7 protein-coding genes are annotated in these 11695 nt (G+C 66.8%); 3 read left to right on the forward strand and 4 right to left on the reverse strand.

Annotation, left to right across the window (positions count from 1 at the left end):
• Positions 1–100: 100 nt before the first annotated feature.
• The 3 genes from def to ABD946_RS17460 form a co-directional block, all read right to left on the reverse strand.
• Positions 101–763: a peptide deformylase gene (gene def / locus ABD946_RS17450; RefSeq protein ID WP_345284576.1), complete on the reverse strand. Its 663-nt coding sequence runs from the start codon at positions 761–763 to the stop codon at positions 101–103.
• A 141-nt stretch (positions 764–904) separates the two neighbouring features.
• Positions 905–2374: a PepSY-associated TM helix domain-containing protein gene (locus ABD946_RS17455; protein WP_345284578.1), complete on the reverse strand. Its 1470-nt coding sequence runs from the start codon at positions 2372–2374 to the stop codon at positions 905–907.
• A gap of 114 nt (positions 2375–2488) precedes the next feature.
• Positions 2489–3151, reverse strand: a complete 663-nt coding sequence (locus ABD946_RS17460) for a hypothetical protein (RefSeq protein WP_345284580.1) — start codon at positions 3149–3151, stop codon at positions 2489–2491.
• A 370-nt stretch (positions 3152–3521) separates the two neighbouring features.
• Between ABD946_RS17460 and ybiA the strand changes: the two genes are divergently transcribed.
• A complete protein-coding gene (gene ybiA, locus ABD946_RS17465; protein ID WP_345284582.1) occupies positions 3522–3992 on the forward strand; it encodes a riboflavin biosynthesis intermediates N-glycosidase in 471 nt (156 codons plus the stop codon).
• A gap of 114 nt (positions 3993–4106) precedes the next feature.
• The gene (locus ABD946_RS17470) at positions 4107–4607 is read left to right on the forward strand and encodes an SMI1/KNR4 family protein (protein ID WP_345284584.1); all 501 of its coding nucleotides are present in this window, start codon (positions 4107–4109) and stop codon (positions 4605–4607) included.
• A 51-nt stretch (positions 4608–4658) separates the two neighbouring features.
• On the opposite strand, the gene ABD946_RS17475 is transcribed toward ABD946_RS17470, so the two are convergent.
• On the reverse strand, positions 4659–5423 hold the full coding sequence (locus tag ABD946_RS17475; protein ID WP_345284586.1) for a maleylpyruvate isomerase family mycothiol-dependent enzyme: 765 nt from the start codon (positions 5421–5423) through the stop codon (positions 4659–4661).
• Between the two features lie 175 nt (positions 5424–5598).
• Here ABD946_RS17475 and ABD946_RS17480 point away from each other — a divergent pair, with 175 nt between their 5' ends.
• Positions 5599–6420, forward strand: coding sequence for a hypothetical protein (locus ABD946_RS17480; protein ID WP_345284588.1), 822 nt, complete (start codon positions 5599–5601; stop codon positions 6418–6420).
• Positions 6421–11695: the final 5275 nt, after the last annotated feature.

Raw genomic sequence — 11695 nt, forward strand, 5'->3', positions numbered from 1 at the left:
GGCTCGGATCCGGCGCACGCCTGCGCCTCCGCCACTTCATGGCCGAGGAAGCACCCGACGAGATCCGGGCGGCCGTCCATGCCCTCCTCGCCCGCTGAGCTCAGCGCTGTGGCAGGCCGAGCAGCTCGGCCCGGTCGAGGCGGGCTGCCAGCACCTGCTCCCGCTGCTCGGCCATCTCGGCCAGCACCGCGCGGCGCTCGCGCTTGCCGAGGCGGTCGATGTAGAGCATCCCGTTGAGGTGGTCGGTCTCGTGCTGGAGGCAGCGGGCGAAGTAGCCGGTGCCCTCCAGCACCAGCGGCCTGCCGTCGATGTCGGTGCCGCGCGCCACCGTCCGGTCGGGGCGGCCGAGTTCGCGGCGCGGGCCGGGCACCGAGAGGCAGCCCTCGGTGGCGTCGGCCAGGCGGCGCTCCTCCTCGGCGGGCTGGTCGAGCACCGGGTTGACCAGGTGGCCGACGTGGCGGACGCCGTCCTCGTCGCGGCAGTCGTAGACGAACACGCGCAGGTCGACGTCGACCTGATTGGCCGCCAGGCCGACACCGGCGGCGGCGTACATGGTGGCGAACATGTCGTCCACCAGGCGGGCGAGTTCGGGCGTCCCGAACTCCTCGACCGCGCGGCAGGGCCGGTGCAGCACCTCCTCGCCCACCTCGGTGATCCGCAGGACGCCGCCCCGGGCCGCCTCGGGCGCGCGCTCGGGGTAACTGTCGACGGGCTCCCCGAAGAGCCGGACCCGGCGGTCGGTGGCGGTGCTGGAGGAGGTCATGGTTGCACCTTTCGGACGGGCTCCGGCCCGGCGGGTCGCAGGGGAAGCGGCGGCGACGATCGTATCGACTCCGCCGCTTCGCCCACGACCCGTGGGCCCCGGGCGGGGAAGGGACCAACGGCCCGTCCCCGCCCGGACCGGTCAGCTCGCCGAGGCCTTGCGGCCGCGGACCAGGCCGACCGCGACGTCCACCACGACGAACGCCGCCAGCGTCACGCCAAGCACGGGCAGGGCCCAGCCGAGTGCCACCGTCAGCGGGATGCCCAGCACCAGCGCGGTCACCGGCAGGCGCCGCCAGACGCCGCGGGCCGGGGCCTTGCCGAAGCGGGCCGAGCGGTCGGCGCGGGTGGGGCGGCGCTGCCACCACATCCGGTAGCCGAGGACGGTGATGACGCTCAGTCCGATGGCGAGGGCGGCCAGCACCAGCTGGTTGGCGAGGCCGAAGAGCCGGCCCATGTGGCCCTGGACGCCGAGCTTGGTGAGCTTGGAGAGCACCGGGTACTCGGACCAGTTGGTCCGGGCGGTGACGGTGCCGGTGCCGTTCTTGACGTCGACCGCGACCCGGTCGTAGTGGACCGGCCAGGTGTTGTCGGCCTGCGCCACCGTCCAGGCCTTGCCCGCCTTGGCGGGCGGCGTGACCGTCACGGTGCCGCCGAGCCCGGCGGCCCGGGCCGTCTCGAGGGCGGCGTCGAACGACGCCGGGTCGGGCTCGGCGGGCCCGGCCGCCGTGCCCGCGCCCGCGCCGTGCTCGGCGTGCTCGCCGCCGGAGGTGCCCGTGGTGGCCGGCTGGGCGCCGGGCAGCGTGGTGTTGAGCTTGGGGGTGCGGGCCTTGGCCGCGTCCAGCAGCTGGCCGAAGCGGTCACCCGCGTACTGCGACCAGGTCATGCCGGTGGCGGAGAGGAAGACCAGCCCGAGCGCCAGCCAGACGCCGGTGACGGCGTGCCAGCTGCGGGTGCGGCGCACGCCCTTCGCGGCGCGGTCCGGCACCAGGACGCCGCGCACGTTCGCCGCGCGCTGCCCCCGGGCCCGGCCCAGCCAGAGCGCGAGGCCGCCGAGGACCACGACCCAGAGCCAGGTGGCGGCGGTCTCCGAGTAGAGGCGGCCGAAGTCGCCGAGGTGCAGGTTGCGGTGCAGGTCGTCCAGCCAGGTGCTGAGCGGGGTGGACCCGAACCAGGTGACCAGGTCGCCCTTCACCTGGGAGGTGTACGGGTCGACGTAGACGGTGAGCTGCTTCTCCCCGAGCTCGGGGAGGGAGAGCACCACCTGGGTGGTGTCCTCCGGGCCCGCCGGGGTGATCACCGAGGCGAGTTCGCCCTCGGGGTACGCCTGGCGGGCGGCGGCTATCTGCTCGGTGAGCGGCCGGACGGCGTCGCCCGGCTGATCGACCGTCAGCCAGCTCTGGTAGATCAGCCGGTCGAGCTGCGGGGTGAAGGTGTAGAGCAGTCCGGTCACGGCCGCGACGAGCAGGAACGGCGCGATCAGGATGCCGGCGTAGAAGTGCAGCCGGGCCAGCAGCGGCCTGACCTCCCGCCAGGAGCGGCGGGCGGGCACGGTGCCGTCCGCCTCCGGGGCGGAGGCGTCGGACGGCCGGTTTTCGGTTGTCGAAGACATGGTGATGTGTCCCCTGGGGTCGCGCGCCCGGTCATACGGGTGCGGGGCAGGCGTCGGGTGTGGTCGCTCGGGCCGCCCGCACACGGGCGGCCGGGCCCGACGCCCGAGGGGACGTCAGGCCCGGGCGGGCGGCGGCCCCCTGCGCGGCAGGGAACGGGCGATCAGCACACCGATCGCGTGGTGCACCGGTTCGGGGAAGACCGGCCGGGGCGGGGAGGGGAGCGCGGGGGCGGCGAACAGCGCCGCCAGGAACGGGAGGCGGGGCTTCGGCAGGAGGGCCGCGAGGCGGCGCAGCAGCCGGCTGCCGTGGAGCAGCGCCACGGCGCTGGTGACGGTGGCCACCGCATGCCAGGCGGCCATCGAGCCGTGCATCGCGTGGACGGCGGTCATGCCGCCGCCGTGGCCGGACATCTCCATCCCGGGCATGCCGGCCATGTCACCCATGCCGACCATACCCGCCATACCCGCCATGCCGAGGTCGTGGCCGGATCCGCCCGGACCGCCGGAGGGCATGGGGGCGAGCCGGTGGAAGCATTCGTGGAGCGCGAGTTGGAGGCTGCCGAGCACCACGACGGCGGTCTCGAAGCGGCGGCGCAGGCCGCTGCCCGCGAGCAGGGCTCCGGGCACCGCCAGGACGAGGAGCATCACCAGCAGGACGCCCGCGCGAGGCAGTGCACCCCCGGCGGCGGCGTGGGCCGCGGCAGCCGGAAGCAGGCAGGCGAGGGCACCGAGCAGGCTCCAGCCGGCCCGCTCCCCCAAGCCGACCGGTCTGCGCACGGGCTCAAGGTACCGGCTCCCCGGACGGTACCCCCTCACCCGTCCCCGCCCCGCTCCCGGCCACCGGCTGGTGGGGGCATCGCCAGGTATACGGAGGAGAGCGGCAGTTGAGGGCCCGCCGGGCCGGGCGGAGGGCGCACGGGGACCCGCCGTGTCGTCCGTCACAGTCGCCGCCACCCCCTCCGGACCGCCCGAGTCACACCGATCGGCGCCGGGAGTGCTCCCTGCCCCGGCCGCAGGAGGGTGCGCCAGTAGTACCAGAGACCGGGCCCGGGGAGAATCCCTGCGGCACGCCCGGTGCGAAACCGGTTGCCGGTCGGGCCCGTCGCTTGAGAGCCTGCGAGCTCCCCGCGACTGCGACGAGGCTCGGATGACGATCTACTTCTACGGTGCGGACGAAGTCCCGTACGGCTGCTTCTCCAACTTCTCCGCGCACGAGCTGGAACTCGACGGGCACCTCTGGCCGACCTCGGAGCACTACTTCCAGGCCCAGAAGTTCGCCGGCACCCGGCACGCCGACCTCGTCCGCAGGGCCCGGACACCGCTGCGCGCGGCCGAGTTGGGCCGCGACCCGTCCAAGCCGCTCCGGCGTGACTGGGAGCGCGTCAAGGACGACGTCATGCGCCGCGCCGTGGCGGCCAAGTTCCGCACGCACGCGGACATCCGGGCCGTGCTGCTCTCCACTGCCGACGAGGAGATCGTCGAGGACACCGGCACCGACCACTACTGGGGCCGCGGCCGCACCGGGACCGGAAGGAACATGCTCGGCCGGATCCTGATGCGCACCCGCACCCAGCTCCGCAGCGAGGTCCGGGACCTGACTGTCCGAGAGGGTTCGTAGGCTGGCCGACGCACCGATCGACCGGAGGTTCCCGTGTCCAGCCATCCCGACATACGCGCGCTCCGGGGCCTGCTGGCGCCCTGCAGGCGGAGCGGCGAGGAGGCCCCTCACGACGTGGCCCAAGTGGCGGATGCCGAACGGCGGCTCGGGCTGCGGCTCCCCTCGGACTACGTCGCGTTCCTGGAGACCTACGGAGCCGGCGGGATCGGCGGGGACCCGCTGTGGGTCCCACCGCCCCACCACGCCCCCGGGGGTGACACCGTGGTCGGCTCGGCCGAACTCTTCTGGGAACAGGCCCCCGAGTCCTTCTCCCACCTGCTGCCCGCCGAGGTGAGTGCCGGCATGCTGCTCCGGTGGGGCTTCATCGAGGACGGCACCCACCTGTTCTGGCTGATGACGGGCGACGACAGTGACGCCTGGCCCATCGCCGAGCTCTACGAGGACGGCGGCCCTCTCACCGTCCACCAGGACGGGTTCGCCGCCTACGTGCGGCGCTGGTGCACCCCGGCCTCCGGCCTCGCCCAGGAGGCGACGCGGTTCGTTCACTGGCGCGAGTACGAGCACCTCATGGACCAGGGGCTCGACCCTTCGACCGGCCTCCCCTGGGGCGCCTGAAGGGGAGATGCGGCGCGGGATCCGGGACGGCCCGCGCCGCGTCCGGTCCTGTCAGCCCCAGTCCTGCAGCTGCTGGAGCAGGCCGGCATCGCCCTCGATCCGCACCGAGTCGGCCGGGATGCGCATGTACATCAGCAGGGCGATCTCGCTCGCCGTGCCGTGGATGGCGGCGGTGGGCTTGCTCTCTGCGGTCTCCGCCGCGGTGAGGCGGGTGAAGCGGGAGCCGGCGGCGTCCACCGTCTGGCGCCAGGAGCCGGCCCCGGCGGCGTGGTAGTCCATGGTCGCGGGGTCGCCCGGCCACGGGACCGTGACGGTGCAGACGGTGGCGAGGAACTCCTCGATGGCGTCGGCCGCCTCGATCGCGGGAAGCTCCTGCGGGGCGCCGGAGGCCAGTTGGGCGTCGTAGGTGTGGATCAGCGACTCCGGGACGCGGCGGCGGGCCACGGCGGCCACCGTGTGCGGCGAGGCCAGCGGCTCCCACCAGGCCCAGCAGCCATGGTCCGGGCCGGCCTCGCGCAGCGCCGTGGTCAGCTGCTCCGTCGAGTCCGCGAGCCAGGCCGCGAGGGCCTCGCGCTCCCTGGGCGCCGCCAGTCCGTCCTTGCTCGGCCGCTCGTCGCCCGGCGCGGTGGTCCGCACGATGTGGGCCCAGAACCGGTCCCCCTCGCTGAGGTGGTTCGCCAGGTCGTACAACGTCCAGCCCGGGCAGGACGGGACGTCGGCGTCGAGGCTGGGGGCCTCGGCGACGGCGGCGCGGAACGCGGCGGAACGCTCGTCGATCATCCGCAGCAGGGTGGGGAAGTGAAGGTGCTCAGTCACGCAGACCTTGTATCACCCGGCCCGGCAGTCCCGCACTCGATTTGAATCCCGGAGGAGACGGCCTCACGGGGCTCCCACGGCGGGACGCGACCTCGGCCGAGGCCCTCTGACGGTGTGTCGGATCGCGGACGGGGCCGTGCCGGAGCCGTGACACCGAGGTGGCAGCATCTGCCGGATGACCAAGATCAAATCTCCCCGGGTGCTCCGGTCGCTGCTGCCGGCGGTGCTGGTGGGGGCCCTCGCCGTCGGCGGCTGGTACTGCTACGCCTGGGTCCTGCCGGGGCGGACCGGGCCGGCCAACTCCGACAAGGTGTCGAAGGCGAGCGGCATCGCGCGGACGGAACTGGACCGGCGCCTGGCCGAGACGCTCGCCACCCTGCTGGGCCACCCGGAGCTGCTCGGCGACGCGACGCTGGACCGCTGCCTGTGGTCCGGGTCCTTCGAGGGCGCGAAGGCCGGCGAGATCAACTGCCAGCGGATGCAGGCCCGTTACGTGGCCGTCGAGGGCGCCCCGGCCGAGGTGGCGGGGCAGTGGAAGGCGGCCCTGGAGAGCCGCGGATGGAGCGGCAGCAGCGCGCCGCTGCCGCCCGGCACCGGCTACACGGCCGTGCGCGACCACTACAACGACCCGTCGAACCAGGACTTCCTGTCGGTCACCCTGGTCGGCGACCGCGCGTCGATGGCCCTGCTCGACAACGACATACCACTGGGGGGCTCATTTCCTATCGCGAACTTACACCGCCGCCAGAGTCGCCCTGAAGGAGTGTCGGCGACACGTGGAAAGAGTAGACAGAGAAGCATGCGAACGGGAGCCTCGCCAACACAGGAACAGCTCCGTGGTCACCCAGCCCGGGCAACCGTTCAAGGAGTAAACGATACCATGAGCTGTTTCCTATGGCGATCGCACAGGACCTACTACTTTCTTCGCAGAGCAAGTGGATCGAAAAAGAGGCGCGAAACATGCAACGTTTATACAAGCAGCGCCCACTGTAGATGAAAAAGCGCCAGGAGACGGACGGAACGAGAGAGAGAATCAGAGCACTGTGTAAGACGATAACACGCGCATGACAGCACAACAACTCACAGGGCAGATAACTTCACGGAATGTGCCCGCGGGCATGCAACGGTACGGACACACGATGCCCGCATCACTAGAGAGTCGAGCGCCAAGAAAGGAAAGAATAATAAGAACCCAGCGACGAGCACACGACGATATAGGGGCCAGGAGGGCCGAAGGGCTTGCGTAAAAAGAAGTGACAACACATGGGCTGAGGCCGCTGTCCCTAATTGCTTGCGTGGGTCGTGTCCTGCAATGCCGTTCTTCCAGGCATTATCCGCACTCTCCGCTGCGGGCCCGCACACGGCTCCTGCACAGGACCATTGGCCCGTGCTCTTGACGTTCTTGGATACCTCGGCCCCGCGTGCGTTTTGGCGCTGTTTTTTTCGTGTCGTTCTCTTGTGTTGTTTTCTCCCTTGTTTCCTCCGTAGTAGCTTGTAAGAGATGTTGTTTTTTGCCTAGGTTTTCGGTGTGTTTGCGTATTTCTCGCGTGGTGGTGTGGTTATGTTTGCCCTCCCTTTTTTCTTTGCTTGCGCGGCGGTCGCCGTCTCGCGATCGGATCTCGCTTCCCCCCTGCAGTGGCATGGACGCGGTAAGTGATGTGTCGGCGGATTGCAGAGCGGTCGGATCTACCGTGCTTAATATCAGGATTTGCAGGCGGTGCGGGGGGTATAATAAAATGCGGGGCTGGGACTCGGCTCTGGAATGCGGGCCGGTATTGGCGGTACAAATTTGAGAGGGTAAACTGGTTTCTTGGGCGGGGGAAGCACAGTGAGTGTGATGTTGGAGGGAACAGGATGGGGGAGGGGCTTGAGCGGACGGAGTCTTTCTCGGAGTCGCGGGGCCAGTCGTAGAGAGCGGATGGCAGGGCCGTTGGAGGCGCCCGGTAGCCATGGGAGGCACCTGAAACGGGTAGGGCGGGGAGCGTGGCCACCATGGGAGTTTTTGCCGGACGGGCCGGGCGTGCGGGGGCCAGTGAGGCTGGTGTTCTGGCCCCGCGGTATTGCTCACTGTGCGTGGTCGAGCGAGGAGGTGGGCGCTGTGCATGCACGTGGCGGGAAATGGCGGTCTTCGCGGTGCGTGCCGTCATATGAGCTCGCGTATTGCGGGAGGGCACAGGGCCGATTGGCAGCTCCCTTGGTCCGGGTGAGGGACGGGCGATTGGCGTACGACGCAGGGTCCGCGGGCGTTCGGCCGATGGGCTATTCGCGGTGCTTCGCCAGCGTGCTGATAGGGATCGCAGACGGGATCAGCAGGGCAGGCCTGGGCGATGTATCTCGGCCCATTCAGGTCCGCGGTGCCGTTTGGGCGCGCAAAGCGTCGGACCGTGTCTCTGTGTTGCTGGTTCTGCGGCGCTGGTGTTGGCCCCTCGCCGCTCGGGCACGAGGGGGCGGCTGTTCGCGCTGGCCGCCTGAGGTTGGCCGCGGCGCGGGGGCCCGCGCTGCAGAAGGCCGCGCGGACGCTCTGCGTCCACCTGGTGTAAAGTACATCATTCGACGGTCTCTCGCTATCTCCCTCCCTCCCGGCTGTGTGAGTGATGGCCGCATGGCCCGCAATGACGTGGGCAACGCAACAGCGTAGGGCTGGCAGCGGCCAGAGGGCGGCTTAGGCCAGAGCCGAGTAACGGTGAGCGGCAAGGCGGTGTCGGAGCGGAAACTAGAACCGGCGGAGTGACGTACGGGAGCGGTGCCGGTCTGCCCCCCGCAACCGGTTGAGGCGAGAGGGCTGGCGATTGAGGTGGTGCGCGGCCGGGGGCGGGGGGGGCCCTTAGGGAGGGCGGGGGCCTCGGGAGGGCGAATACGATGCTATGACGACACAGCACAGTCGAAAGGCGGGGGGCGGGAGCCATGGCACCCGAGCCCTGCGACAACGGTGTGTTTTGTTTTTGGCATCGGCGCGGGGGCCCCCCATGGAGACATTGTCTGCCGGGCCAGGGGTGTTCTGCGGGGCGGGTCGTGGGTCCACTCCGAGAGCACTCCCAGTTCTGCCGGGCGTCGGCCGGTCTGGCGAGGCTCGCCCGGGTCCGCGTTTGGTCGCGGACGGTCTGGTCTCGGTGAGCGCGGGTCTTTGTGCCCCTAGGGTCGCGGGCCAGACATCCGCGACCATTATTACCTACGCCACCCGTGGACTGATGGGCGGGATTGCGAGGTTGGGCCGGGCACACGTCAGACCCGCTTGTACGACGGCGTCTGCACGGCGGACGCCGGACTTCCGGACGTCCGTCTTCAGTGGGCGGTCGGCCTTGGTCGTGCCGCGACGAGGGGCCTTGGTCCTGATTCGTGTGAGCTCGTCTTTCTTGAGCCGGTGCCGTCGGCGCTGGGAGGGCCTCGCCCCTTGCTCGCCGCCCTCCACGAAGGACGGAGAGCCCGCAGAGCGGCTGGGATCCGTGAGTGACCGGCCGTGGGAGACTCGGTGCATGTCGTGGACGACGGCGGCCTGGCACACCCGCAGGGCAGTGGGCGTGACTTAGCGGGGCCATGGACAGCTGGAACGACCTGGATGCCCGCCGCTGTAGGCCCGTCGTCGGCGCTCCGGTCAGCCGAACTCCTGAAACGGTCTGTGCCGGCAGGAGTATTAGAGAAGAAAAAAAAAGTGGTAGGGGAGTGGTAGAGAACGGAAGCAAACAATATGAAGGAATACTACACACAGATCCCCTCTGCTCGTTTGTACTTAGATCTATACGCTTGGCCGTTGACTGCTGTTAAAATCGAAAACCACCGGAATGGACAAACGAAGGTTCTTAAGGCAACGACACCAAGTAACGGTGCGCGCGCCAGGCAGGCGGGTCGCCTGCTCATGATTTGGCTTTTCTTCTTGAGAGCCTGATGTGCTACTGAGGCCAAGTAATAAATAAAGCGCGCAAGGACCAGACACAGAGAGGAGGCACCGAGGAAATAGGCAACCGAAGGATAAAAGAGAATGAGTGGATTGCTTAGCGATGTAAGTGTGATAATGTATCGCGAATGAGATAACGAAGAGAGTGGAAGGGCGCCCTTGGGACACCAGTCCGTCATATATCCTCCCCCTCTCGCCTCTGTGTTTCCTTCTCCCCGCCGCACTCGCACCATCTGATTTACCCTACACTGCTGATTCTACCTCTTTTTTTTTTTTTTCTATCAGTTTTGTCTTCTGACATAAATGGCCGTGCAACACCCGCGTGGAAGTACGGGGTGAGGTGCGGTGAGCACTTCAGAGTGGGTAAACGTACGGACTTCGGGGGTTTAGTGTGGTGAATCCTGTCAGAGCTCGCCATTGGTGTGTCGGAACCTGGGGACCAGTGGCAGGGTACCGTGTAACGTTGAATTGCTTGTATTCATCAAAACGTGTATACAGATACACCGAGATCCGTCTCGGTGGCGATTCGGCTCGGCTTCGGTTACTAGTAGCTCGGACTTGACACGCTTGGATCGTTGTATTATTCCACTACTTCCAGTGGGAGCAAGGACCCCCAGGCGGCTGGAAGGAACGCCCGGCGCGGGAGTACGGAAAGCAGGTCACGGCCCCGGGAATAGTCACTTGCGGCCACGGGGGCGGACCATGTGTGAACCACGATAAGGAAATAAAGACGCGAGTCTTTGCGCCAATGGGTAACAAAGGTGTGGACTACGGAGCGTTGCTCTGATGTAACATCTGACACACATGTAGCATCGTAGTAACTTGACCGGAAGGATGAGACAGGGGTGTGGTCGTCTGGATTTTGAGTGCTGCGCACCGGTGACAGCGGCTGCCGGTACCCACCACATGGATCGAGTGTGGGGACCCTCAGTTCGTACCGGTCCGGACCGAGGCTGCGGTATCCGTGCTCCTGTGCCTGGGGTACACGTACTGCTGGTCGTGCCGTACTTCACCTCGCAGGTGCCGCGTGTGAACGTACGGGCGTTCGTATAATGTCCGGAGGTGTGTAGGGCCCCTATCGCACGTGTAACGTTGGTTACCTTCAGGGCGAGGGTAACGCTTGCGCGGCTCTGGTGCACAGCCCGTGTAAGGCTGTTAAACCGTACAACGCGATCCAGAGGACGGTAACCTGGCGTTGTAGTGGTCCGTATGTTTGCCCCCCAGGACCGGCGTCTCGGTGCCGCGCGAGGGAGCCCGTAACCTGCAGCCGGGGTGACTGTGGCGTAAACGAGCTGTGCGCCCCCCGAGGGCCTCAGTGTGGTCGCCGTACCGGTTTGTGCTGACGACGAAGCGGCTGGTGGAAAAGGGGAAAAAATCTGAAAGGAGAACCGCACGTATCGTGTGTCTTGTTGTGAAGACTGTAACGCGTCGAGCGTGTGTGGCGATTAGTTTGGTAGCCACTCATTGACTGTCTCGAGAACTAAATACATCTGCTGGGGGGAGTGACGGGTGTCAAGCGTGGGTCTGTTTCATTCTCATTTCGACAATCGGGTGTGGGGGATATTGACTTAGAGCAGCTACATTGTGTGAGGCATACTTGTACCTAGGTGCTTGGAAGGGCGATGTAGCATTTGGAAACAGGGTTAATTCCGGTGTACTTTGGAACACGGAGAGGAGTTAAAAAGGCGGCTGAGCATGGGTGTGGTGGGTATATGTTATAGTGATCATGAATCCATTTAGGTGGTACGGGGAAAGGCAGGTAGACTACGGCGGGTAACATGCAAAACGTAGACCTTGTATCTGTACCATAGACGGGGAACTTACGTAGGGAAAGGCTTGTCGCGTTGACCTCCAGGCTTGGCTTTGCTATACATGTGTGGTAGACAGAGATTGGACAGGTGTGAAAGAGGCTAAACTAGGGACGATAACTGACAACGCGACGTATAATACGGTTTCACATAGATTCTGGGAAAGTTTGGTGTGGATTGCGGACCAAGGTGAAAGCGGGAGAACACATTAAGGAGGACGGAACAATACCGGGAGAAAGTCTCTGTTTCTGATAGGTTGTGAGGAATAACATATTGATCAACGGTGTTTTGCATGTACCGAGTACTGGTGTTGATTACCTTGGGTGATGACGGGGATCAGAGGGAGAGAGGAATGAACCGTGGGAGAGGAATGGGGGGGGAGTGTTGACAGGGACCGGAGGGGCCGGTGGCCGACGCATCAGGGATTGGATGCGCAGTTCGGGGTTCCTTTTTTTCCCTTCTATGACTTATCTTCATGACTATCTCTCTCACTTCCTACCACCTCCCCCCCTCGTCCCTCCTCCCTCCGCCCGGCGGAGGACAGGTACAACGAGACTATCAGGGCTCTCGTT

The sequence above is a fragment of the Kitasatospora albolonga genome (assembly GCF_039535905.1).
GTDB classification, from domain to species: domain Bacteria; phylum Actinomycetota; class Actinomycetes; order Streptomycetales; family Streptomycetaceae; genus Kitasatospora; species Kitasatospora albolonga.

Bases quoted from the DNA above. Each gene is read 5' to 3' on its own strand.
- def (WP_345284576.1), bottom strand. From the start codon at position 763: ATGACCTCCTCCAGCACCGCCACCGACCGCCGGGTCCGGCTCTTCGGG.
- ABD946_RS17455 (WP_345284578.1), bottom strand. From the start codon at position 2,374: ATGTCTTCGACAACCGAAAACCGGCCGTCCGACGCCTCCGCCCCGGAG.
- ybiA (WP_345284582.1), top strand. From the start codon at position 3,522: ATGACGATCTACTTCTACGGTGCGGACGAAGTCCCGTACGGCTGCTTC.
- ABD946_RS17480 (WP_345284588.1), top strand. From the start codon at position 5,599: ATGACCAAGATCAAATCTCCCCGGGTGCTCCGGTCGCTGCTGCCGGCG.